General features: G+C 46.6%; 18 protein-coding genes. 7 read left to right on the top strand and 11 right to left on the bottom strand.

All coding sequences use genetic code 11. From position 1 onward, the window contains the following. Positions 1 to 33: 33 nt before the first annotated feature. The 5 genes from CPIN_RS07020 to CPIN_RS07000 are packed head-to-tail and all read right to left on the bottom strand — an operon-like array spanning position 34 to position 5,894. Positions 34 to 1,437, bottom strand: a complete 1,404-nt coding sequence (locus CPIN_RS07020; protein WP_012789090.1) for an MBL fold metallo-hydrolase — start codon at positions 1,435 to 1,437, stop codon at positions 34 to 36. 39 nt (positions 1,438 to 1,476) lie between these two features. After that, a complete protein-coding gene (locus tag CPIN_RS07015) occupies positions 1,477 to 1,980 on the bottom strand; it encodes a DUF4442 domain-containing protein (RefSeq protein WP_012789089.1) in 504 nt (167 codons plus the stop codon). 7 nt (positions 1,981 to 1,987) lie between these two features. Next, the gene (locus CPIN_RS07010) at positions 1,988 to 2,500 is read right to left on the bottom strand and encodes a thioredoxin family protein (protein ID WP_012789088.1); all 513 of its coding nucleotides are present in this window, start codon (positions 2,498 to 2,500) and stop codon (positions 1,988 to 1,990) included. A 17-nt stretch (positions 2,501 to 2,517) separates the two neighbouring features. After that, complete coding sequence (gene ppk1 / locus CPIN_RS07005; RefSeq protein ID WP_012789087.1) at positions 2,518 to 4,581, bottom strand: polyphosphate kinase 1; 2,064 nt, start codon at positions 4,579 to 4,581, stop codon at positions 2,518 to 2,520. A 23-nt stretch (positions 4,582 to 4,604) separates the two neighbouring features. Next, positions 4,605 to 5,894 carry a Pycsar system effector family protein gene (locus CPIN_RS07000; protein ID WP_012789086.1) on the bottom strand — a complete coding sequence of 430 codons (1,290 nt, stop codon included), beginning with the start codon at positions 5,892 to 5,894 and terminating at the stop codon, positions 4,605 to 4,607. A 139-nt stretch (positions 5,895 to 6,033) separates the two neighbouring features. On the opposite strand from CPIN_RS07000, the gene CPIN_RS06995 reads away from it, so the two are divergent. Next, positions 6,034 to 6,882, top strand: a complete 849-nt coding sequence (locus CPIN_RS06995; RefSeq protein WP_012789085.1) for an SdiA-regulated domain-containing protein — start codon at positions 6,034 to 6,036, stop codon at positions 6,880 to 6,882. Then, entirely contained in the window at positions 6,879 to 10,550 is a 3,672-nt protein-coding gene (locus tag CPIN_RS06990; protein ID WP_012789084.1) for a BamA/TamA family outer membrane protein, read from the top strand. Before CPIN_RS06995 ends, CPIN_RS06990 begins: the two co-directional genes overlap by 4 nt. A gap of 138 nt (positions 10,551 to 10,688) precedes the next feature. Here the strand turns inward: CPIN_RS06990 and CPIN_RS06985 are convergent, their stop codons facing one another. The 4 genes from CPIN_RS06985 to CPIN_RS06970 all read right to left on the bottom strand — a co-directional run bounded on the left by CPIN_RS06985 (position 10,689) and on the right by CPIN_RS06970 (position 16,417). Beyond that, complete coding sequence (locus CPIN_RS06985; protein ID WP_012789083.1) at positions 10,689 to 13,025, bottom strand: GAF domain-containing protein; 2,337 nt, start codon at positions 13,023 to 13,025, stop codon at positions 10,689 to 10,691. Positions 13,026 to 13,254: 229 nt separating this feature from the next. Beyond that, positions 13,255 to 14,475 (bottom strand): diaminopimelate decarboxylase, encoded by a 1,221-nt coding sequence (gene lysA / locus CPIN_RS06980; protein WP_012789082.1) that lies wholly within the window; start codon positions 14,473 to 14,475, stop codon positions 13,255 to 13,257. Positions 14,476 to 14,573: 98 nt separating this feature from the next. Then, positions 14,574 to 14,969, bottom strand: a complete 396-nt coding sequence (locus tag CPIN_RS06975) for an Hsp15 family ribosome-associated heat shock protein (protein WP_148230518.1) — start codon at positions 14,967 to 14,969, stop codon at positions 14,574 to 14,576. A gap of 77 nt (positions 14,970 to 15,046) precedes the next feature. Next, positions 15,047 to 16,417, bottom strand: a complete 1,371-nt coding sequence (locus tag CPIN_RS06970) for a dipeptidase (protein ID WP_012789080.1) — start codon at positions 16,415 to 16,417, stop codon at positions 15,047 to 15,049. Positions 16,418 to 16,592: 175 nt separating this feature from the next. Between CPIN_RS06970 and CPIN_RS06965 the strand changes: the two genes are divergently transcribed. Further along, on the top strand, positions 16,593 to 16,955 hold the full coding sequence (locus CPIN_RS06965; RefSeq protein WP_012789079.1) for a sigma-70 family RNA polymerase sigma factor: 363 nt from the start codon (positions 16,593 to 16,595) through the stop codon (positions 16,953 to 16,955). Between the two features lie 56 nt (positions 16,956 to 17,011). Beyond that, positions 17,012 to 18,235: a FecR family protein gene (locus tag CPIN_RS06960; RefSeq protein ID WP_012789078.1), complete on the top strand. Its 1,224-nt coding sequence runs from the start codon at positions 17,012 to 17,014 to the stop codon at positions 18,233 to 18,235. A gap of 12 nt (positions 18,236 to 18,247) precedes the next feature. Here the strand turns inward: CPIN_RS06960 and CPIN_RS06955 are convergent, their stop codons facing one another. After that, a complete protein-coding gene (locus CPIN_RS06955; protein ID WP_012789077.1) occupies positions 18,248 to 18,712 on the bottom strand; it encodes a response regulator in 465 nt (154 codons plus the stop codon). Positions 18,713 to 19,138: 426 nt separating this feature from the next. Here CPIN_RS06955 and CPIN_RS06950 point away from each other — a divergent pair, with 426 nt between their 5' ends. The 3 genes from CPIN_RS06950 to CPIN_RS06940 are packed head-to-tail and all read left to right on the top strand — an operon-like array spanning position 19,139 to position 21,028. Continuing rightward, positions 19,139 to 19,729: a LemA family protein gene (locus tag CPIN_RS06950; protein WP_012789076.1), complete on the top strand. Its 591-nt coding sequence runs from the start codon at positions 19,139 to 19,141 to the stop codon at positions 19,727 to 19,729. A gap of 11 nt (positions 19,730 to 19,740) precedes the next feature. Then, positions 19,741 to 20,196 carry a TPM domain-containing protein gene (locus CPIN_RS06945; protein ID WP_012789075.1) on the top strand — a complete coding sequence of 152 codons (456 nt, stop codon included), beginning with the start codon at positions 19,741 to 19,743 and terminating at the stop codon, positions 20,194 to 20,196. A gap of 37 nt (positions 20,197 to 20,233) precedes the next feature. After that, positions 20,234 to 21,028, top strand: coding sequence for a TPM domain-containing protein (locus CPIN_RS06940; RefSeq protein ID WP_012789074.1), 795 nt, complete (start codon positions 20,234 to 20,236; stop codon positions 21,026 to 21,028). A 58-nt stretch (positions 21,029 to 21,086) separates the two neighbouring features. On the opposite strand, the gene CPIN_RS06935 is transcribed toward CPIN_RS06940, so the two are convergent. Beyond that, positions 21,087 to 24,242 carry a two-component regulator propeller domain-containing protein gene (locus CPIN_RS06935; RefSeq protein ID WP_012789073.1) on the bottom strand — a complete coding sequence of 1,052 codons (3,156 nt, stop codon included), beginning with the start codon at positions 24,240 to 24,242 and terminating at the stop codon, positions 21,087 to 21,089. Between the last annotated feature and the right edge of the window lie 4 nt (positions 24,243 to 24,246).

Below are 24,246 nucleotides of genomic sequence, written 5' to 3'. Positions count from 1 at the left end.
TAGCAGACGCTTTTTTATAATGCTTTCCGGAGATTATCCTAATCCCACCTCCGAATGCCGTTCCGGGATCTCAATATCCTGAAATCCTTTCTTCAGCAACCAGTTACGGAAAATAGTCTGTACCTCATATTCGCCATGTACCAGGAATAACTTCTTCACTTCTCTCGGATCCTGGCAGGACAACCACTGACTCAGATCTTCATAGTCACCGTGCGCACTCATGGAACGGATCACACCCACATCAGCTCTTACCTCGTAACGGGTACCATAGATAGATACCTCCTTCGCTCCCCGCATCAGACGGCCACCCAGTGATTGCGGCTCACAATAACCAACGATCAGGATCGTATTTCTGCTATCATTGATATTATTGGCAATATGGTGTTTCACCCTGCCCGCTTCCGCCATACCTGATGCGGAGATGATTACACAGGGCGCTTCCCGGAAGTTCAGCGCCTTGGATTCATCCACCGTACTGATATAATGCAGACCAGGGAAGTCAAACGGATCGTCGTCCCTTTCCAGTAATTTCTTTACCGTCTTGTTAAAGGTTTCCGGATGGTGTCTTACTACATCGGTTGCCTCCCTGGACAGCGGACTATCCACAAAGATGTCCACCTTTGGCAATTTACCATCCAGTTCTGCCCTGTTTAGGGCATATAATAGTTCCTGTGTACGGCCTACACTGAAAGCCGGTATGATCAGCTTTCCCTTTTTCACCTTACAGGTATCGTGTATATATTTTATCAGGAGATCGTCTGAAGGAGCCGCTTCTGCGTGCAGAGTACTGCCATAGGTCGATTCCATCAGGATATAATCCGCCTGTGGAAATACATCCGGAGAACGGAGTATGGCATCATTATAACGACCGATATCTCCACTGAAAGTAATCTGTGTGGTCTTGCCATTCTCTGTTATACGCAGGTGTACCGCTGCACTACCGATAATATGACCGGCGTCTGTAAAGTATACCTCCACATTATCATCCACCTGGAACCATGTATTGTAGTTCACCTTTTTCAGCGCATTGATACTTTTCTTTGCATCATCGATGGTATACAGAGGTGTTATCTCCGGTTTACCTTCCTTGCGTAATTTCTTATTGGTAAACTTTGTATCGTCTTCCTGGATCTTTGCAGAGTCTAGCAGCAGAATCTCCGTCAGATCTTTGGTAGCAGGTGTACAGTAAATAGTCCCTTTAAAGCCTCTTTTCACTAACAAAGGGATCAGTCCTGAGTGATCTATATGCGCATGAGAAAGAATCACATGAGTCACGCTGGCTGCGTCAAATCCGAATTCTTCATTCATCGCATCCGTCTCTCTTCCCATACCCTGGAACATACCGCAGTCCAGTAAGATCCTTTTACCATTTGTGAGAGAAATGAGGTGCTTTGATCCGGTAACCGTACGTGCGGCGCCGTGAAATGCAATTTTCATGTGGTGATATTGAAGAATGAACTGTAATGGTATATGTACTCAAGCCTTGCCCTTAAAGGACCAGGTAATAGCAAACGAGGCAATTACTGTGCCATCGTGGCTTCTGCCGATGCTGTTAACCGTAACTGTTTCCGGTTCGCCGCTGGCGGCCGTACGTGCGATTGCATCTCTGAGAATAGCTCCTTCCTCAAAGGTAAACCAGGTCTTAGCAGTCGCTTTTTTCATAAAGCTGGCCTGCATACCAGTCACCAGCATCGATACACGTTTGGGGGTTGCGCCTCTGACATACATCATGGCCGGTAAGCCGGTGCTCATTTCGGCGGCCATGCCCAGGCAGGCAAAATAGGTGGAGCGAAAGGGGTTCTGAGATAACCACCTGAAGGGTATAACTGTCACACACCCCGTTTCCGTCAGCTGTTTCAGGCGGACGCCTGATAGCCAGGCGATAGGCAGTTTCCAGAACAGATACAGGGAAAACCTGAAGGGCTGTCCGGCAAAACGCATAAACGCCAGGGCAGCTGGTGGAAAAGGGGTGTGCTCCATATCGGACTTATTGATTGGTATAAAAAGCAGGATTCAGTGCCTGTGGCGACCATTGTTTCAGCATATCTGCGACTTTCTTTTTATCATAACCATCTGCATCTTCCAGCAAGCCGGTATTCTGCGTATGCAGGCGATTGCCTTTTGCGTCCAGCACTAAAAGCACCGGAAAACCAAAACGCTGCGGATATCCCAGTTGCTGCAGGAGTCGCAGGTTTTTGTTTTCCTTGCTATAGTTCAGGTAGTAGATCACATAGTTATTTTCTGCCTGGGAGAGCAGGGTGGTATCTTCGTGCAACATCTTGTAAAAGCGTTTACACCAGATACACCAGTTACCGCCTACTTCAATCAGGATATGCTTATTCTGCGCCGCTGCCTGCTGTTGTGCCTTGGCCAGATCAGCCGCAGCATCGGCAGCAGGGTTATAAATATGTTCAAGGTCCAGGTGTTGCTTTTCCTGTGCATACGTCACGCCAGCACTCAACATTATCAGCAAAGCAGGGAGCCACAAATATTTTTTCATAAGCCGGATAGGATGTTTTACAGTGATTGTACATACTGGTAGATGGATGCCTGCGCATTAACGGGCGCGGCTCCTGCCACCGGTTCTATTTCAATATTATGGATGTTCGCATCAAGTCTGACCGCATTGGTATTATCAGCCAGCTGTAAACGGATAATTTCCTTCAGTTGCTGTTGTAATGCCGGATCATAGATCGGGAAGACCACTTCAATACGCCTGTGGAGGTTACGGTTCATCCAGTCGGCAGAACCCATATATACCTCTTCATTACCGTTATTATGGAAAATAAAGACCCTGGCATGTTCCAGGTAGCGGTCCACGATACGGCGTACCCTTATATTACTGCTTTCCGGCTGATCGGGCACCAGGCAGCAGATACTACGCACAATCATATCGATCTCCACTCCTTCCTGGCTGGCAGCATACAGGCTCGCAATCATTTCCTTTTCCTGGAGGTTATTCAGTTTGATGGTGATCTTAGCAGGCTTACCGGCACGGGCGTTTTCAATTTCCCGGTTGATCAGCTGTTTGAAACGGGCCATCATGTTAAACTGGGCTACCAGCAGGTGATTAAAGGTCAGGTAGCTGTATTTGACCGGTTGTTCCCTTGCCTGCAGGTACAGGAACAGCAGCTCCAGTTCCTGTGTCATACCCGGGTGAGCGGTCATGAGCACATGGTCAGTATAGAAACGGGCCGTACTTTCATTGAAGTTACCCGTAGCCATCAGACCTGCATAATCCCACTGGTATCCACGACGGCGTTTTACCAGGGCGATCTTCGCATGTACTTTCAGTCCGGGAATGCTGTAGATGATCTTTACGCCTGCCGCCTTCATCTTCTTTGCCCATCGGATATTGTTCGCCTCGTCAAAGCGGGCTTTCAACTCCACGAATACCGTTACCTGCTTCCCGTTATGCGCGGCACTGATCAGTGCATTGGCAATCTGGGAGCTGGAAGCGATACGATACAGTGTGATGTAAATTTCCTGTACCGAAGGATCTACTGCAGCTTCATTGAAGAAGCGCAGGATATAGTCATAACGCTGGTAGGGCGCGTGCAGGAGAATATCCCGCCTCATGACTTCTTCCAGCAAACGAGGTGTATTCTCCAGTGAGGATTCCGGCAGGGAAGACTGCTTAGGGTAAGCAAATGCGGGGGACTTTACCGGCATAGGCAGATCGGCCAGGTCCTTCAGGTTATGATACCTGCCGCCTTCTACCATCTCTTCCGGCAGTATATGGAAGTAAACGGCCAGCAGTTTCCGCAAGGCCAGTGGCATCGCGGCGTCAAACAGGAAACGGGTAGGGATACCCAGCTCACGTTTGACAATCATGGTTTCCACCTGCTCCAGGATATCGTTAGCCAGCTCATTCATATCCGTCTCTGCATCCCTGGTGATCTTGATACTATAACATCCGTTCACCGTATAACCCGGGAAAAGAAAGCCGATATTATCCCTGATCACGTCATCCAGCATCGCAATGTAATAGACATTGTCCAGGGCTGGCAGTTCTATAAAACGGGGCAGTACGGCACTCGGGATATTCACCAGTGCATACTGCTGCATATCAGGAGCGCTATCTTCCGTCACAGACACCACGAGGTATAACTGGTTATTCTCCAGGAATACTTCTTCCGGCTTCTTTCTACGCAACCAGAGTGGCTGCAGGAAGCTGAGCACACGGGTCAGGAAATATTCCCGCAGGTGCTCATGGTGTTGTGTATGGATAGGTTCGTTGTAGTAGAGATGTATGTTATAACTTCCAAGGGCTGGTAACAGCTGTCCGGTCAGGGTCTGTCCGAACACGCCCAGCTGCCGGTTGATCTCTTCCTGTATAGCGGGCAGGGTATCCGGAGAAATGATCTCCTCTCCGGCGGCAGCCGGATTATTATCCAGTACTTTATTCACAGCCAGCACTGCCGGCATACGTACTCTAAAGAATTCATCTAGGTTGGAGGAGAAGATAGAGAGGAACTTAATCCGTTCGTACAAAGGCACTTTCTCGTCTCTTGCCATACACAGTACGCGGTAGTTGAACGACAACCAGCTCAGGTCGCGGTCATATAACGGTACATTCATAGAAATCGTCTTGTTACTCATGCTTAGTTCTTCACCGGAAAAAATAATGCTGCTATCAGGAACGCTGCCACGGAGATGATCAGTCCGAACATAAAGATGTTATAAGCAATACGCAGCTGTTTATACTTCTTACCAAGCACCACACCCAGGTGATAGATATCCTGGATCATGCTGCCATATACATATTCGTTATCTTTCATCATCTCGGTCATCCCCCAGCTGTATTCTTCCAGGGACATCTTATGGAAGTTACCGAAGAACAGCAGGTTGGTCTTTTTACTGTCAATATCCGCTTTGGTGAATTTACCTACGTTGATATTAGGACGAGTAGCCAGTACGGAGAAGATGATGGTCAGTACACCGGTCATTAAAAAGATGAAGGCAGGTATAATCAGATTAGGGTAATCTTCCAGTCTTCTGAACAACACGCCTAATATCACGGAGATGATGATGGAATTCACCGATATCATGATATGTGCTTTGCTGTCGGCCATGGAGCTGAGGCGGATATGATTGGTGGACGTAGTACGGAACATGGTTTCCACTCCTCTTCCCGGCTTCGCTTCTTTCTCCTTATCCTTTTTCTTGTCTTTCTTCTTTTCTTCTGCGGTGGTCACGGTCGCATCAGGCACGACTACAGCTACTGCTGCTTCTACAGGCGCATCTTCAGCAGCATGTTTTGCTGCTTTTTCTTTTTTGTGTGCCTTTTCTTCCTGTTTTTCGAGTTTACTTTTCAATTTGGCGATGTTCTCGTCTTTCTGTTGTTGCAATAATGCCTTACAATAGGCGGTAAAGTAGTGATGTGATTCCTGGAGTCGCAGCGAGCCGGCATTCCATACGGCGCCCGGTATCTCTCTGCCGCTGTAGAGTTCCATTTCCTGTCTCAGCAGACGGGACCTGTCTCTGAACTCCTTGGTACCGAGGTGGAAAAGGTCTGCATCACATACAATTTCTTCCAGCAGGTTCTTCGGATGCTGTGGCATTTTGGTAGCCATGATACAGCCGGTCACCTGTTGTTGTACATCTTCTGGAATCTGTTGTACATTTAAGAACGCTCTTGCCATCTCTGCGCCCTTTTCCTCGTGCATTTTCGTTTCTCCCATCAGGTAGCCAAGGTCATGAAACCAGCAGGCCACACATACAATCAGCAGGTCGTTATCTGCGAGCCGGTAATGCGCTGCAATCTGCTGTGCTGCTGCAACTACCAGCTTTGTATGTTCTAAATTATGATAGACCAGGTTAGGGTGAGGATGTTCCTGGTATTGCTTTGCAACATATGTTTCTGCTGCTTCTATGATTAATCCTGTGTGCATAAGCCTTAGTTAAAAAAGCAAAACTGAGATCAGCAAGTTACTGCATTTTTAAGTTAATTTTATTCTGCAAATAAGCAATACGAAATACAGCGGATATCCAGTCCGTTGTGTTTTTGCATTGAATATTAACCACTCATCTATGCAAGTAAGATATATTGCGTTCTTTTTTCTGTTCTTGTCCTGTAATGCTTTCAATCAGGAAGATAAACAATATAGCTCTCCAAAGGGTTATAACCTTGCAGAACCTACCCGTTACCGTGTACGGCAGTCCATGCAGGAAATCTCCGGGATTGTACTGGCTCCGGACGAACACCATATCATGGCGATCAATGACGAGGAGGGCAAGATCTACTCTATCGACCTGGATACTGAAAAGCCCTACCCAACTTCCAAGTTTGACAAAAGCGGCGACTACGAAGATCTCGCGACTACAGGTAACGACTGGTTTGTATTAAAGAGTAACGGACACCTGTACCAGGTGCATGGCATGTTTACTGACACCGCCGACGCTACGCATTACAAACTATCTATCCCCGGCAAAAGGGAATTTGAAAGCCTCTATTTTGATGCAAGAAACAACAGCCTGGTAGCTATCTGCAAAGCCTGTGAAGAAGACAAGAGAGAGGGCTTTACTTCCGCTTACCGGTTCCAGCTGAACACCATGGAGTATGACACCGCACCTGCATTCCGTATCAATGTAGCTGAGATTGCAAGACTCACCGGTGGAGATGTAGGGCATTTCAAGCCTTCAGGAGCCGCCGTTCATCCCATTGAAAATCGCCTGTACATCGTATCTGCGGTCAATCGTATGCTGGTCATCACTGACCTCGACGGCAAAGTACAGGAGGCTTATAATCTACGACATCGCAGATTCGCGCAGCCTGAAGGGATCTCCTTCACTGCCAATGGCGACATGTACATATCTAACGAAGCGGTAGACGAGGCGCAGGCCAATATTCTGAAATTTAAGTACAACTCATCACGATGATTAGCATTTTACCAAAAGCAAGACACCTTTTACCCCTTCTATTCCTGCCATTGCTATCTCAGGCACAGATGACAGATGACAGTCTCGCACGCAGAATAATCCTGATCGGCGATGCCGGGGAACTGCATAAAGACGGTCATAACCCTGTTATCGATGCCGTGAAACAACGCATCAACCTCCAGGATGCCAGAAATACCGTATTGTTCCTGGGCGATAACGTATACCCGCTCGGCTTACCCGATGCAGGCGCCGCAAGATATGACGAGGCCAGACAAATACTTGACTACCAGGTAGGACTGGTGAAAAATACTGCCACACAAGCCATCTTTATCCCTGGTAACCATGACTGGAAACGGTCAAAACCAGATGGATGGCAGACGGTGATCAATCAGCAGCTGTATATAGATTCCTTACAACTGCCTAACGTCAACTTCCTGCCGAAGGATGGTTGTCCCGGACCGGAAGAAGTACATCTCGATAACAACACCACCCTCATCATTATGGATACTGAGTGGTGGCTGTTCCCTTACCAGAAACCCGGTTCCGAATCTTCCTGCGATACCAAAACCCGGGAAGAAGTACTGGCAGAAGTCAGCGACATCGTGAGCCGTAACAGAAATAAACTGATCATATTCGCGGCACACCATCCTTTCAGAAGTTATAGCGTACATGGTGGCTATTATACCATCAAGCAGCATATCTTCCCTTTCACTGATCTGAAAAAGAACCTGTACATCCCATTACCGCTGATCGGATCTATCTATCCGATCACGCGTGGCGTGTTCGGTACGCCGGAAGATATTCCCAATCCGGTCTATCAGTCAATGATCAGAGGTATTGAAGCAGCGATCAAACCACATGGACCGGCCATCTTCGTATCCGGCCATGATCATACCCTGCAGCTCATTAACGACGATCAGAACTTCTATGTCGTAAGTGGCTCAGGTGCGAAGGAAAACCGTGTAAAAAAAGGCAGCAAGTCTTTATACGCCAGCAATGAAAACGGTTATACGGTACTGGAGATCTCCAAAAGCGGTCATGTAGAAGTGAAGTACTACACTATCGATAAGACAGATGGTCCTTCCTACGCACAACAACTGTTTAGTTTACAGGACGTTCGTTCCAGCACCATTGCTAATACAAGTCCTTCCGCCAGTCAGTTACCGCCTACTGTCTCCATGGCAGCAGATTCACAGTATATCAACAAAACCGGTTTCCATTACTGGCTGATGGGCCGCAACTACCGGAATGTATGGGCAACGCCGATGGACTTACCGGTACTGGACCTGAATAAGGAACAAGGGGGTATGAAGATCCTGAAACGTGGCGGCGGGATGCAGACCATGTCCCTGCGACTGGAAGATAAAAAAGGGACTGAATGGGTACTCCGCTCCCTGAAGAAATATCCCGCGAAAGCGGTACCCGAAGCATTACGTGAAACGATCGCCAAAGATGTCGTACAGGACCAGATCTCAGCGGCCAATCCTTATGCTCCTATGGCTGTCGGTACATTAGCGGATGCGGCAGGTGTTCATCATACTAATCCTAGATTTGTATATCTGCCGAAAGATACCGTACTGGGTGTCTACGCTAACACATATGGAGATGACGTGTATCTCTTCGAGGAAAGAGAGCCGGATGTAAAAGGTAAAACCCTGAATACACCGAAGCTGCTTGAACAGATACAGGGCGACAATGATAACACCGTTAACCAGGCAGCCGTACTGAATGCACGTTTGCTGGACTGGCTGATGGCCGACTGGGACCGTCATGACGACCAGTGGAGATGGGGAGCGGAAAAGAGCAAAAAAGCAAAAACACAGGTATACTTCCCGATTCCACGTGACCGCGACCAGGCATTCTTTGTGAATGAAGGCTTTTTGCCGCGTGTCGCTTCCAGGAAATGGGCCTTGCCTAATATCCAGGGCTTCCGTCCGAAGATCAGATATATCGAAGGACAAAACCCTACGGCGCAACCATTTGACCGTTCTTTCATGAACGAACTGAGTGAGCAGGAATGGAAAGACATTTCCCATGCTTTCGTACTGCGTATGACAGATACTGTTATCAGGAATGCCGTTAACCAGTTCCCTGACAATATCAGATCACAGGTAGGTGAACGTGTATACACCACCCTGAAAGCACGTCGTGACATACTGGAAAAAGAAGCCCTTCAGTTCTACAGCTTCATTTCCAAACATGTAGAAATAGTAGGCACTAAAAAAGATGAGTTATTCACTATTGAGCGCCAGCCGGAAGGAAAAATAGACGTTGCTGTTACCAAGATCAATAAAAAAGGAGAACTGGAACAAACGATCTATCATCGCCTGTTTGATCCGAAAGACACCCGTGAGATCAGGATCTTTGGTCTGGGTGGCGAGGACAAATATGTTGTAAAAGGTGATAACGGCTCTCCTATCAGGATTCGCGTCATCGGTGGCAGGAATGTGGATACTTATGTGGACAGCACCGGCAGTCATGCAGGTAAACGTATCCGTATCTATGACCTGGCCAACAGGAAAGATAGTTTTGATATGCATGGCAATGACAGACGTATCCTGTCTTCCAATCCTGACAACATCCGTTACGAGCGCACCTTCTTCCGTTACCAGTATAATAAACTGATGCCATTGGCTTCTGCAGCCTTTAACCAGGATGATGGATTGTCACTGGGAGCAGGTTTCCAATATACCACACAGGGCTTCCGCAAACGTCCGTTTGCTACCAGACACACCTTACTGGCAGGACATTCCCTGGGTACCAATGCATGGCAATTCCGCTACTTTGGTGAATTCACCGATGCGATCGGCAACTCTGATCTTACCATTGCCGCGAATGTAAAAGCGCCTAACAATACAGTAAACTTCTTTGGTTTCGGCAACGAATCTGATTTTGATAAATCACTGGGTATCCGGTATTACCGTACCCGTTTCAGCCTGTATAATGTAGAGCCTTTACTGAATACCAAACTGTCGCAGAACGTAGAACTGTATTACGGTCCGTCCTTCACCTATTACACACTGGATAAGGATGAAACTGTAGGCCGTATCACTGCAGATTTCCCTAAAAACGGACTGGATTCTCTCTCTGTATTCCAGTCAAAAACATATGCTGGTTTACGTTTAGGTTTAAAGATTGATACCCGTGACAACAACCTGATCCCAACAAGGGGTATCAGCTGGAATACTTCTGTGTATGGTAGTCAGGGACTGAATGCACAGAACAAGAATTATCTGCAGTTACAGAGTGACCTGAGTATTTATACTAATTTCCATGTACCGACCAGCGTCGTATTGGTGACCCGTTTTGGTGCTAATAAGATCTGGGGAGATTATGAATATTTCCAGGCAACTACCCTGGGTGGTGTACAGAACCTGAGAGGTTACCGTAATGCCCGTTTCAGTGGTAATGCTTCCGTATACAATAACATCGAGTTACGTATCAAATTATTTGACTTCCGTTCTTATCTGTTCCCTGCCAGTGTGGGTCTGATCGCGTTCAATGACGTAGGTCGTGTATGGTACCAGAGCCAGAAATCAAGTGCATGGCACGATGGTTATGGCGGAGGTATCTATTTTACCCCTGCTAACCTGGTGGTATTGTCTGCGGTGGTAGGTCGTTCCGAAGAAGGTATATTACCTTATATTACTTTCGGATTCAGGTTCTGATATCCGGATTGATGTAAAGTCAGATGCCGTTTTGATATTTGTTATCCTTCGTTCATCTTTCGTTCACGCAACGAAGGATTAATGAAGGATAATAAATATCAAAACGGCATCTAAGCTTTATAGAAACTACATGCTCAATTAGTCCATATTCACTTTCACGCGTAATGCCCGCAGTCCGCTGACACCCTGTAAATCTTCCAGATCCAGCATTTCTACCTCAGGCGACAATACCCCTTTATTCTGGAGGAAGGTGATATACTTCAGGTATTCTTCCATTTCTTTCGCATAAGCATATACAATAGAAATAGTACCCGGTTGGGTCAGGCGTTTACCTGTCTGACGGATATGCACTTTATCTATCCGTTTCTTCATGATCTCGTAACGGATATTATAAGCGCCTTCCACATCAAAGCGGCGTTCGTCCTGACGGAAACTGATATCGATCGGATTACTGTGGGCCAATATCAGCTGAGTTGTCTGCAAAGGCACCTTCAGGGTATCTTTCAGTTTGTTCGTCATTTTCGCAATCTCTGCCATGGAAGAGATCTGCCAGAGGCGGAGGTTACGCAGATAGAGTAAGTCAAATTTACGGTTATGAGCGATAGACTGGCCAATATAGATATTGTATTCAACACCATCGGTACGATACTTTTCAAAGTAACATGGGAATGAGTGCTGAATATTTTCTTTCTCTTTATCCAGGTATTTATTGATCTCGGCGTTGATACCGGCAAGGCTGTCTTCATATTCCTGACGGTGGTGCAGGATATGCCCTTCTGTGGTATCTACGAGGGAGAAATAACGTTCCAGTACCGGCTGCAATTCAGCATGACTTTCATGCAGGTGACGGAATAATGGTCCGATCTCTTCGTCCAGGTAGTTGTTCGTCTTCAGTTCATCTTCTGAGAGCATGCCGCTGGTGATACCAGTGATCAGTTCATCGTTTTTGAATTTCAGTTCTTCCAGCAGTGGCAGATAGATGGCATTACCGATATGTTCCAGTGTTTCCTTGATCAGCAGCAGCTGTTCACGCAAGTCTTCATGAATCGCATTGCTACGTTCTGTAGAAGAGTTACGGATATCCACGGCGCCGTATAAAGGATAGACATTTTCAAAGGCGATGTTACCAATGTCTTTGCGTTCTTCTTTCGGTGTATGGAGATAGTGCCATGCCGCATCGGTGAACTTCCATTCTACCGCGGGTTGCAGGGCGGTGAACTGTTCTTTTATAACCTGTATGATGCGGTTGTTCAGTATATCGACACCTCTTGTCAGCAGCATGATCAGCAGCGGATAAGCAGGCATTGCTCTGCCCATTGTTTCGGCGGTGATCCTGTTTGGTTCTGAAGATGCTAATTCGACAATACCGAGCAACTGGCCTTCGTGCCATACGGGTGCCATTACATAACTTCTGATTCCTTTCAACGGCAGATAGCGCAGGAAAGGATAAGCCAGTAAGGTCGCTTCTGTCACATCAGGAATGAATAATGGTTCTTTCTGACGGGTAAGATGGTCCAGCAGTTGCTGAAATAACTGCTGCTGTTGTTTGCCGTTATTGATAACGCCCAGCATTACACCACTTTCGCAGAGATCGCATTCCAGTACATAACGGCCATTGATCTTAGGGATCGGCACGATATGTACGCTGGTATCTCTCTCCTGCATGAGTGATTCCACCTCTTCTTCCATCCGGCGGTAAGTCTGTTGTTCATTACCGTCATGCATATCGAGTATGAGGTTTTTCATACTGTTCTGCACTTCATCTTTGGTAACGTCCTGTATGGTCCAGATCACGAATCCTTCCAGGGCGAAGTTGCGCAGGGGCAACATTTCCTGGAGTGCGTCCAGCGAGAATTTGGTACGGCAGACGTTATCGTAGGAGAGTTTTGGTACTTCACCTTTCACGATGACGTCTACGAAGCGGGCATCGATCTGAAGTTTGATATACTTTTTCAGACCATTGCTATCTGGCAATGTTACATGATGGATAATCTCGTTGCGGTAATCTACCGGGAAATCATATACCTTTTCAAGTATCAGTTTGTATAACCATTCCAGTTTGTCTTTCTTCACTTTCTCTACGGACATTCCTTCCGGTACGGCAACGAGTTTGTCACCATTGGCGGCAAACAGTTTTCTGAACAGTTCGGAGTAGTAGAAGATGGCAAACTTGTTAGGTACGCCGATACCATAGATATCTTTATCCATGTCAACAGTGACAGGGAAAATAGTTGAAATAACAAGATCCACGTATTCCTGATAGGAGGAGAGGTCATCTGCGCCTGCTATGGGGCCGAGCAACGCGGGGTTACCTTCAAACTGACTGACTATCTGCTGATAGTAGGCAGCGCGCGCGTCCGATTTCCTGGCAGCCTTCTCTTTCAGAAACTTAACGTAAGGACCGAATGAGATATGGCTGTCTATCAATACTTCCTCTCCCTTGAACACCTCGGAGTTAGCTGATAAAACTTTCATAATCAAAATATGTAAAAAATACTCATCGTATACTTATACTATAACAGACGAATGGGATAATAAAATATTGTGTGTCTACTATCAGTATATACAGTGGCAGGTAAAAGCAGGAGGCATTGGTAAAATGATTTTGCAAATTTATGTTAAAACTGCTTACAACCCTTCAAAAAAAATGCAGATTTGCTTATACAAATCTGCATTAATATTTTAAGTATTAATTATTTAGATACTATAACTCGATCTGATTGCGTAGCAGATCTTCGAGGGTATCCCGCTTACGGATAAGCTGTGCTTTACCGTCTTTTACCAGCACTTCGGCAGGTTTCAGGCGGGAGTTAAAGTTGGAGGACATTTCGAAACCATAGGCGCCGGCATTGTAGAAGACCAGGAAATCTCCTTCTTTCACTTCATTCAGCTTACGGTCCCAACCGAAGGTATCTGTTTCGCAGATATTACCTACAATCGTATAGATCCGTTCGGTTCCTTTCGGATTAGAGATGTTTTTAATGAGGTGGAATGCGTCGTAGAACATAGGTCTGATCAGGTGGTTAAAGCCTGAGTTCACCCCTACGAATACGGTTGCGGTAGTCTGTTTGATCACATTGGCCTTTACAACAAAGTAACCGCTCTGGCTTACCAGGAACTTACCTGGTTCAAACCATACCTGTAAAGGACGTTTATAGGTAGCGGCGAACTTATTAAATGCCTCGGACAGTTTTCTACCCAGCAGGTTGATATCAGTTTCCGGATCGCCGGCCTGGTAAGCTACTTTGAAACCGCTGCCCAGATCGATGAATTCCAGGTCAGGGAAGTGTACGGCCTGTTCGAACATGATTTCTACCCCACGCAGGAATACGTCTACGTCTTTGATCTCGGAACCTGTGTGCATGTGCAGACCGGTTACTTTCAGTTTGGTACTTTTTACGATACGTTCGATGTGACGTAGCTGGTGAATAGAGATACCGAACTTGCTGTCAACGTGACCGGTAGATATTTTATAGTTTCCACCTGCCATGATATGCGGGTTCAGGCGGATACAGATCGGGTAAGAATCGCCGAAGCGGTTACCGAACTGTTCCAGGATGGAAATATTATCGATATTGATATTAACACCCAGTTCTTTCGCAGCAATGATCTCATCCAGGTCCACGCAGTTGGGGGTGAAGATGATATTGTTAGGAGCGAAACCGGCTTTCAGACCCAGATGTACTTCCTGGATGGATACGGTGTCGAGTCCACAGCCCAGGGAGTTGATATACTTCAGGATATTGATATTGGTAAGCGCTTTACAGGCATAGAAAAAGCGAGCATCCGTCTTCTGGAAAGCCGTTTGCAGCTTTTCGTACTGGATCTTTATTTTTTCAGCATGATAAATATATACCGGAGTTCCAAATTCCTCAGCCAATTTTACGAGGTATTCGGCAGGGAGAAGATCGCTTTGCTTAGACATCTATGGATAATGATTTACAAAATTTACATGCAGGCGGCTGATTTTTTGCAAAGGCCGCCAGAAAAGCATGCGAATTTACTACTGAAAAACGGATATTTTTAGAGATCTTCCTCGCCACCCATGAAATCGTCCAGTTCCCGGCGTTCCTTCTTAGTCGGACGACCGATCTTGCTGGGGCGTTTACCGGTCTGGAATACGGAAGCCTGACGTTCCTGTGCTTTATCTTCCTCGGGGGTGATATCGTTATAGAACTTAATTGCTTCTGTGTACTGTACACGGTTGGCCAGCAGGGCGGTCACCTGGATCACCCATTTACGGCCTTCTGTCCGGATCTCATATACATCGTTTAGGGCCACGTTTCTGGCCGCTTTGACTGTCACACCGTTCATTTTCACCCTACCAGCTTCACAACCGGCAGAGGCCAGGGAACGGGATTTGAAGATCCTGATGGACCAGAGATATTTATCGAGCCTTACTTTTTCTACTTCTTTCATCTTATTGACTATAATATATAAGGCCGGCATGTATGTCACACGCCGGCCTTCAAATTTATTAAAATAGTACGATAAGGCTATTTGCTCAGTTCCGCAAAGTATTTGTGGAAATAAGGGATGGTTTCGATACCCTTATAGAAATTAGCCAGACCGTATTTTTCATTTGGCGAGTGCAGGTTATCACTATCCAGACCGAAGCCCATGAGGATAGTTTTGAGGCCCAGTTCTTTTTCGAACAGCGCTACGATCGGAATACTTCCACCGCCACGCATCGGGATAGGCGCTTTACCAAAGGTAGCCTGGATGGCTTCGTTGGCGGCTTTGAAAGCGATATGATCTGTCGGCGTTACGTAAGGGCTGCCACCGTGGTGGGTTGTTACCTTTACTTTTACGCTCTTAGGCGCGATCTTTTCGAAGTGTGCCTGGAACAACTGGGAGATCTCGACCCAGTCCTGGTTAGGCACGAGGCGCATAGAGATCTTAGCGAATGCTTTGGATGGCAGCACGGTTTTAGAACCTTCGCCGGTATATCCACCCCAGATACCGTTTACCTCCAGGGTAGGACGGATACCGGTACGCTCGATGGTAGAATAACCTTTTTCCCCCCAGAGTTCGTCTACCCCCAGGTCGGCTTTATATTCCGCTTCATCGAAGGGAGCTGCATTCAGTGCGTCGCGTTCTGCCTGGCTGAGATCCTGTACTTTATCATAGAAGCCGGGAATGGTGATGTGGTTGTTTTCGTCGTGCATGGAAGCGATCATTTTGCACAGGATGGTAGCCGGGTTAGCTACAGCACCCCCATACACGCCGCTGTGCAGGTCACGGTTTGGACCGGTCACGGCTACTTCCATATAGGACAGACCGCGTAAGCCAGTATCCAGGGATGGGTTTTCGAGGCTGATCATAGCAGTATCGGAGATCAGTACTACGTCCGCTTTCAGTCTTTCTTTATTCTCTTTGATGAAAATACCCAGGTTGGCAGAACCTACTTCCTCTTCCCCTTCAATCATAAATTTGATGTTGCAGGGCAGAGTGTTGGTTTTGGACATGGTTTCGAACGCTTTGACATGCATGTAGAACTGACCTTTATCGTCAGCGCTGCCACGTGCATAGATCTTTTCGTCTTTGATCACAGGCTCAAACGGACCACTGTCCCACAGTTCCAGCGGATCGGCCGGTTGTACGTCATAGTGACCATATACCAGTACCGTAGGCAGTTTCGGATCGATGATTTTTTCACCGTATACGATAGGATGGCCAGCGGTAGGGCACACTTCCACTTTTTCAGCACCTGCTTCCTGCAAACGCAGTTTTACAGCTTCAGCGCAGTTTTTTACATCCGGGTTAAAGCGGGAATCCGCACTAACAGAGGGAATGCGCAGCAGTTCCAGCAGTTCTTCCAGGAAACGATCTTTATTCTGTACCTGATAATCTTTCCAAACTTGCATGTTCCAGTAAATTAAACTTTTAGAAAGGTGCAATTTAAGGGAAAGTCGGAAATATTGATTTGTCTGTTTCAGCTGGCCCTTTTTGCTCCATTAACAGCCTATTAACTAAATTCTTGTTCTTTTAGGCGAAATTACCAGCCGAAACCGGTACACACTACAACCAATTACCATTCGTATGCAAACCAGCGAGGACATCACCATGTTATCCGCGCTTAAGAAGGATAACAGACTTGAGGCTTATCAATACTTCTTTATGAGATACTACAAGCCCCTCTGTCTCAAAGCCTGCCAGATGTTGGGAAATGTAGAACGCGGAAAAGAGGTCGTGCAGCAGTTATTTATAGAAGTATGGCAGGAACGCACCTACAGGAAGATCGCGCATTCTCCCGGAGGATTTTTCTATCAGTTATTATATGAGCGATGCCTGCAATTGCAGCAGCCCGCAGCAACGGCAGCTGCCTGCCCGCCCTGTAAGACAGGACCGGCACTTGTACCCCAGGCGTTAACCAATCAACTGGCTGTTCTTTTAGATTCGTAAACCCTACTACATTAACACACAACTTTATCACCCTCAATCATCTTCTCATTACTACGATGAAATACGACCAAGAGTATATATACACATTACTTCTGCGTAAGCAACTTGGCGAATTAAGTGAAGTGGAAGATCAGTTGCTGCAAAAGGTCATGCAAACCGATGAGCAGGTTCGTAAATGCTGGCATGAACAGGAACAGGCGATACTCTATACTGACAGTGCATTTCTTGATGATCTGCGTGTAGAGCATGACTGGTGCCAGATTGCCGCTATCCTTTCACCCCAGCCATTACACATCAGAATATTTCGTTTTATCAAACGTAACAGCGCAGCAGCGGCCGTATTCCTGACACTTTCTGCCTGTGCAGGCAGCTGGTACGCGTTTGAACATTATTATAAAGTGCAGTCCCCCTCCGCAGTAAACCGCGCAGTGCTGGCACATCGTACACCAAAACAATCGCCGGTCCGCAAAACAGCAGATGTTAAATACACCCTGCCGGCAGATACGACTGTCAATATCAATACCAATAAAGCTACCGAACCCGTTCCCGTAGCAGGCGTAGTACATGGTGACAGTATAGCCTCCATTCCATTAAAACGAATTACGCACGACACCATTTACCAAAGCAGTACCATTGAATGGAATACCCTGACCGTACCGCCTAAAACGGATTACCGCATAGAGTTATCCGATGGCACGGAAGTACACCTGAATGCCAGTTCCACACTGCGATTTCCTTTCATCTTTCCTGGTAAGACCAGGGAAGTATACCTTGAAGGGGAGGCTTATTTCACCGTTGCACACAATCCAAAGCAACCTTTTATTGTGCACACAGGTACGACCTCCGTCATCGCATTGGGTACGGCATTCAATGTGAATTCTTATGATGGCAATACCATCACAACTTCACTGGTTACAGGCACTGTGGTAACTGATGTAGGCGATAGTCTGGACGTAACTTTGAAGCCGGGGTATGAGGCTATTTACAGACCAGGTGAGCGTTTTAAAGTAAAACGTTTTGACGAGAACGTTACCCTTGGCTGGCGGGATGGTATTTTCCGCTTTCACAACAAGCCGCTGGAAGAAGTCATTCCTGTGCTGAAGCGCTGGTTCGGACTGAAGGTTGCCTTTACTGCTGCCGGCATTGCCGACATCCACTTCTCCGGGGATCTTGACAAGGATAAACCTGTCTCCGACTTCCTGAATGAACTTTGTTGGGAAAAAGGGCTGGAGTATAAAATTTATGACGGCACTGTTCACTTTAGTAAACCCAAAGGATAACCGGGCTGAAAATTAAGAAATCAGCTTCTGCCGGAGCAGAAATTCAAGCTTCTCATTCACATCCAGCAATTTTGCTGTCAACTCCTTATTCTCTTTTCTGAGGGCATATACTTCATATGCCTTATCTATGTTCTGCCGTAATTCATCGTCATTCCAGGGTTTGGAGAAATATTTATACACCTGCCCCTTGTTAATGGCGTCGATAACGGCGTTGATGTCAGCGTAGCCTGTCAGCAACATCCGGATTGGCTCCGGATATTTGCCCAGGATTGATTCAAAAAATTCAATTCCTGTAATTTTAGGCATCCGCTGATCTGAAATGATGATCTGTATGTCTTCTCTGGCAAGTATCTCCTCCGCTTCTTCAGCCGAAGTAGCCGTAAATACTGTATAAAGTCTACGGAAAGATGCCTTAAAAGCATTTAAATTATGTACCTCGTCATCAATATACAGGATATGGATGTGTTGTGCACTCATTGACGCAACCTTAGATTCAAATAATTAAAAATAAAAGCGTTACAAACGAATGAAAGATAGACACTGAAAAACAAGCGTTTATACTAACCTATTTATGGATAAGATCTTAAAATACAAGCTGTTCCGTACCCTTGCTATCGTGAAATACCAGTAAAATTATAGAGAAAGGTACATACGGGGCCTGATTTTTTTGACAATGCTATTATCTTTTCTGTGAAAGTGAAATAATACCGTTTTATCGTATTTCTCAATACCCTTGCAGATTAAAAAAAAGCTCCTATGTTTGCTATTACTATCCAGACTGTTCATGGAGGTTCGATCGGATGCCCCTAAACTGCATTCCTAAGTTACGACAAACCAAAGTGATATGGTACTGTTGCATTTTAAAACTAAAAACAACCTGGTTTAAACTTAAATTTTTATAAGATGAAAAAAAGCACACTCGTAATCGTAATTATCATAGCCGTAGTAGTAATATTAGGCGGCTGTGGTGTATCCAAGTACAATAAGATCGTGAATCTCGACGAGTCTGTAAAAACGTCCTGGGGTACTGTACAAAGCCAGTATCAACGCAGAACTGACCTGATTCCGAACCTCGTTGCTACAGTAAAAGGTGCTGCAAATTTCGAGAAAGAAACACTGACACAGGTGATAGAAGCACGTGCAAAAGCTACGTCTATCCAGGTAAGAGCTGAAGACCTTACTCCTGAAAAAGTACAGCAGTTCCAGGCTGCACAGGGTCAGCTGAGCGCTGCGCTGGGCAGATTACTGGCGGTATCTGAAAGCTACCCGACCCTGCAGGCCAATCAGAATTTCAAAGATCTGCAGGCACAGATAGAAGGTACTGAAAACCGTATCGCTGTTGCCCGTAAAGACTTCAACGATCAGGCAAGAGTGTATAACAGCGCGATCCGTACTTTCCCTAACAACATCGTTGCCGGGTTTGGCGGCTTCCAGCAGAGACCATATTTCGAAGCACAACCAGGTGCTGAGAATGCTCCTAAAGTGCAATTCTAAAAACAACCGGCATGAGCATATTCCCATTCAGTAAGAAAGAATTACTAACAGAAGCTGAAAAGCAACAACTGGTGCAGGCTATACGTGATTCGGAAAGACTCACGAGTGGGGAGATCAGATTATATGTGGAAAGCCGTTGTAAATATGTCAGTCCCATGGAACGCGCGAAGGAAATATTCCGGCAGCTCGGCATGGAAAAAACCAAACGCAGAAATGGCGTTATCCTGTACATCGCTTTGAAAGACCGTCAGTTTGCCATCCTGGGCGACAGAGGTATACACGAAAAAGTAGGCTCCGCATTCTGGGTAAAAGAAGCAGAACTACTGGTCAGCTACTTCACCAGGAACGAATATGTTGCGGGTATTGATGCATGTATCAGGGAAATAGGCGAATCGCTTTGCCAACATTTTCCTTTTGAAGGGGATGATGAAAATGAATTACCAGACGATATAGTGATCGGCAGATAAGCAAAAGGCTTTCACCTGTCACACTGTAAAATTTAATATGATGAGGAAAATATGCTGGTTATGGCTGCTTATATTATTGATCGCCGGATGGAAGGTTCAGGCACAGAATATTCCGCCAAGGCCGAATCCTCCCCGGGCCGTCAATGATTTTGCAGGCGTATTGTTAGGCAATGAATCCGACATGCTGGAGCAGAAGCTCCGCGCCTATAATGACAGTACCTCTTCACAGATCGTAATCGTCACCATGAAAACCATCGGTGACTACGAAACCAGCGAAGTAGCCATTAAGATACTTCGGGAATGGGGTATTGGTGCGAAAGGGAAAAACAATGGTATCGTTATACTTGCCGCCATCGATGACAGAAAGGTCCGTATTGAGACCGGTTATGGAATGGAAGGCGTTATTCCGGATGCTATTGCCAATCGTATTATAGACGAAGCAATCGAGCCTAATTTCAAAAAGGAACAATACTACCGCGGTTTTGATGAAGCTACTGATAAACTGATCGCGGCAGCAGCAGGCGAGTACAAGGCAGATCCAAAAAAGCAGGGTAGCAGCAATAGTAAAAATGCCTTGTTCATGGGTATTTTTGTTATCATCATCATTCTGCTTGTCATGAGAAATCGTGGCGGTGGCGGTGGTAGCGGCACCACTATCAGCAGAAGAGGCTCAGGCGGATGGATCGGCCCTATAGGCGGATTAGGAGGCTTTGGTGGCGGCTTTGGCGGTGGTGGAGGCGACTCCGGCGGCTGGGGTGGCGGAGACAGTGGCGGTGGCTTTGACTTCGGTGGTGGCGACGGCGGTGGCGGCGGCGCCAGTGGAAACTGGTAACTCTTATTACAGACAATCATTCATATCAACTCCGTCAGGTGTACCTGACGGAGTTTTTTTATACTTCACTCAGCGGGAACCAGACATTGACACGTGTGCCGCTTGGTTGTCCTGCGTCGTCATACAAATCTTCTATATCAAAAGTAGCATCCAGGTTGAAACGTCTGTTGTATAAGGCCAGCCTGTCCCTCGTGATCTGCAATCCACGGGAATGATGCTCATTCCCCTGCTGACGTTGTGCCACTGCTCTTTCTCTTCCTACCCCGTTATCTTCTATCACACATAACAGACTTCCATTCTGCTGGTGAAAAGCAATGGACAGGTGACCGTCTTCTTTCTTATGCAGCAATCCATGCCAGATCGCATTCTCTACAAAAGGCTGTAAGATCATGGTAGGAATATCTGTAAAGTCGGGATCCAGTTCATCATCTACCGTAATCTTATAACTGAACTGATCTCCGAAACGCAGTTTCTCCAGTTCCAGATAGTTTTCCAGCATACGGAGTTCATTAGAAATCGGGATACTGTTCAACTGTGAATTGTCCAGTACATTCCTGATCAGCCTTGCAAAACGTCCCAGATAAGACAATGCCTGCTCCGTTTCGCGCTTCATCATAAATGTCTGAATGGAATTCAGCGCATTGAAAATAAAGTGAGGGTTCATCTGTGCACGGAGCGCCTTCATCTCCAGCTGCGCGATCTGCTGCTGAATAGCCGTACGTCTGCGGGCTTCCTTCTTTACCGCATTTACACGCAGTTTGAAGTAAACGTAGATTAATACTATAATCAGTAATACACAGCATATTCTAAACAACGACGTTTGCCAGAAGGCCGGTAAGATATTCACGGTAATGGTGGTCACGCCCGATGAAAAAGTACCCGCAGGATCCACACTGCGTACTTTGAACAGATAACTACCCGGTGGCAGGTTGGTATATCTTGCTACCAGCAGCCCCCCTGCTTTTACCCATTCTTCATCGACGCCTTCCAGCTGGTACAGATAACCTACAGGTTCATGGTGATACAGCAGACTTTTAAACTCTATACTGATAAAGTTCTGCCGGTGCGTCAATGTTACCGGCGCATACTTTCCTCTCTCCACTCCTATATGGATCACACTATCCATTGCCCGGAAACCAAGGATCGTCACATCAGGCGGCGGTGGCGCTACCTGTAATGCAGCCGGATCAAAGATGACAAAATGATCAGAAGCGCCGACCATTAAGCGGCCATCATGCAGCATACTGACTGTCCTGCGTACTTTCCTGTTATTGTCTATGATATCGCCACTCTGTACGAATGTCTCGATTGATCCCTGTTGTTTATTGAAATAATAGAATCCATACTGGGTGCTAAACCAGGTACCTACGGAGCCATTTACCTGCAGATTGAGTACCCATTCGTCAAACAAGGCACCATTGATCATCAGTGGACGGGCTACATTACTGAAGGTATTGTAAACCCAGAGTCCATGATCTGTTCCGGCAATCAGTGTGCTGTCATCCAGGAATTCTATACAGGTGATATTGCTGACGGTCAGTTTATCGTGCAGGAATAATTTTGAGGCACTCACGCTTCCTTTCTGGGTATTAAAGCGGATCAGTCCTGCATCGCTGGTGGAAATCCACAGCAGGGAGTCAGAACGCCGGGCGATGTCCATAATCGTTATAGGCCGGTTGACATATTCCAGTAAAGCGGGATAAGCAATAAAAGCGTCTGTACGGGTATCCCAGCGTACAAGTCCCCTTTTGTACAGACCGATCCAGACAGCCGTATCCCCTTCCGGTAGCATGGTCATCAGGGTCTGGTCACCAAAAACGTTGGGCTGGTAATGCTTCAGAAATTTCCCTTTGGTCGGGTCAAATATGGACAAGTTGCCATTTTCCTGTCCGATCAGTACCGTCCCATTCTTCATTTCCGCAAAACTCCAGACGAGACTTCGTTCCTCCGGCAATTGATAGGCAGGACTTTTCGCATCATGCAGGTATTGCCCTAATAATTCCAGCGAGGGATTCAGCCAGCAAAAGCCTCTCCCCCAGTAACCGGCATAAATATTCCCATGGCTATCCTGGAAAAGACCTGTTACTTCTGTTTTGGGCAGGCGGGCTTCTGAGCCTTTGAAGACGGTGCGATGGTCCATGATCCGGAAGGAATTGTCCGGTATACTCAGGATATTCACCCCCAGATCGGTGCCTACCCATAAGCGGCCGTTACGGTCACTCAGGAAGCAGTTCACCTCAAAATCGTAGTACAGGTCCTGGTCGTCTTCGTTATTCGCCCGGATATTGATGTCAAACTTACCGGCAGGCTCATTAAAGCGGTAGATACCGCCATTTTCCGTAGCTACCCATATGTTCAGATCACGGTCTGCAATGATATCCGTTACCATATTCCCATTCGAAAAGGGCATGGAAAAAGAGAAGGTATGCATTTCCCGGGTGTCCGGATAGTATTGATAGAGGGAGTCGCCTCCCCTGGCAGCCACCCATATGCGTTGCTGCCGATCGATATAAAAACGTTTCACACTGGTTCTGATGGCCAGCAGCGGATCATGTTCCGGGTTATTATCAGCGTAATAAAGATGTTTACGGGAGGGGTCGAACTTATACACACCACTGCGACCACTGATCCAGAGGTTGCCTTTCTTATCTTCTACAATGGTGCTATATAAGTCTCTTCTGATGGTTTCCGGAATATTAGCAGGCTTTACAAAGCGGTTTCGCACATCATCATATTGCAATAATCCTTCCTGGGTGGTAGCCCATATGGCGCCAGCGTGGTCTTGTATGATACGGCTGCAACTGAGGCTGCCGTGTATGGAGGGCGGGATATCGATCTTTAATACGGAGACGGTAGCAGTAGCCGGATCGTAATAGCGGATATTGTCAGGAGCGCCCATCCAGATACGGCCTTTATTATCTTCACAAAGGCAGATATCGTCATAATAGATAGAGCCGGGCACTTTATCGAAGCTGGCGATGGTGACGAGATTGATCCCGTCATAGCGTTGCAGGGCGGTACTGGCGATCCAGATAAAGCCTTTACTATCCTGCATGATCGCTGATACGTGATTGCTGGCCAGTCCGTCGGTTCTGTCAAGGTGAGAGAATGTATAAGAAGATCCCTGTGCGCGGCCTTGTGCACAAGGCCATATCATCAGCCAGATCAATACGGCTGAAACATACAGATATTTCGATAAGTACAGCTTCGTCAAGTGG

The organism is Chitinophaga pinensis DSM 2588, from assembly GCF_000024005.1.
Taxonomy (GTDB): Bacteria; Bacteroidota; Bacteroidia; order Chitinophagales; family Chitinophagaceae; genus Chitinophaga; species Chitinophaga pinensis.
The sequence above is the reverse complement of the archived record's forward strand: the minus strand, read 5'-3'. Positions and strand labels throughout refer to the sequence as shown.

Excerpts from the sequence above, each read along its gene's own strand:
- CPIN_RS07020 (WP_012789090.1), bottom strand. The coding sequence starts at position 1,437 with ATGAAAATTGCATTTCACGGCGCCGCACGTACGGTTACCGGATCAAAG.
- CPIN_RS07015 (WP_012789089.1), bottom strand. The coding sequence starts at position 1,980 with ATGGAGCACACCCCTTTTCCACCAGCTGCCCTGGCGTTTATGCGTTTT.
- CPIN_RS07010 (WP_012789088.1), bottom strand. The coding sequence starts at position 2,500 with ATGAAAAAATATTTGTGGCTCCCTGCTTTGCTGATAATGTTGAGTGCT.
- ppk1 (WP_012789087.1), bottom strand. The coding sequence starts at position 4,581 with ATGAATGTACCGTTATATGACCGCGACCTGAGCTGGTTGTCGTTCAAC.
- CPIN_RS07000 (WP_012789086.1), bottom strand. The coding sequence starts at position 5,894 with ATGCACACAGGATTAATCATAGAAGCAGCAGAAACATATGTTGCAAAG.
- CPIN_RS06995 (WP_012789085.1), top strand. The coding sequence starts at position 6,034 with ATGCAAGTAAGATATATTGCGTTCTTTTTTCTGTTCTTGTCCTGTAAT.
- CPIN_RS06990 (WP_012789084.1), top strand. The coding sequence starts at position 6,879 with ATGATTAGCATTTTACCAAAAGCAAGACACCTTTTACCCCTTCTATTC.
- CPIN_RS06985 (WP_012789083.1), bottom strand. The coding sequence starts at position 13,025 with ATGAAAGTTTTATCAGCTAACTCCGAGGTGTTCAAGGGAGAGGAAGTA.
- lysA (WP_012789082.1), bottom strand. The coding sequence starts at position 14,475 with ATGTCTAAGCAAAGCGATCTTCTCCCTGCCGAATACCTCGTAAAATTG.
- CPIN_RS06975 (WP_148230518.1), bottom strand. The coding sequence starts at position 14,969 with ATGAAAGAAGTAGAAAAAGTAAGGCTCGATAAATATCTCTGGTCCATC.
- CPIN_RS06970 (WP_012789080.1), bottom strand. The coding sequence starts at position 16,417 with ATGCAAGTTTGGAAAGATTATCAGGTACAGAATAAAGATCGTTTCCTG.
- CPIN_RS06965 (WP_012789079.1), top strand. The coding sequence starts at position 16,593 with ATGCAAACCAGCGAGGACATCACCATGTTATCCGCGCTTAAGAAGGAT.
- CPIN_RS06960 (WP_012789078.1), top strand. The coding sequence starts at position 17,012 with ATGAAATACGACCAAGAGTATATATACACATTACTTCTGCGTAAGCAA.
- CPIN_RS06955 (WP_012789077.1), bottom strand. The coding sequence starts at position 18,712 with ATGAGTGCACAACACATCCATATCCTGTATATTGATGACGAGGTACAT.
- CPIN_RS06950 (WP_012789076.1), top strand. The coding sequence starts at position 19,139 with ATGAAAAAAAGCACACTCGTAATCGTAATTATCATAGCCGTAGTAGTA.
- CPIN_RS06945 (WP_012789075.1), top strand. The coding sequence starts at position 19,741 with ATGAGCATATTCCCATTCAGTAAGAAAGAATTACTAACAGAAGCTGAA.
- CPIN_RS06940 (WP_012789074.1), top strand. The coding sequence starts at position 20,234 with ATGATGAGGAAAATATGCTGGTTATGGCTGCTTATATTATTGATCGCC.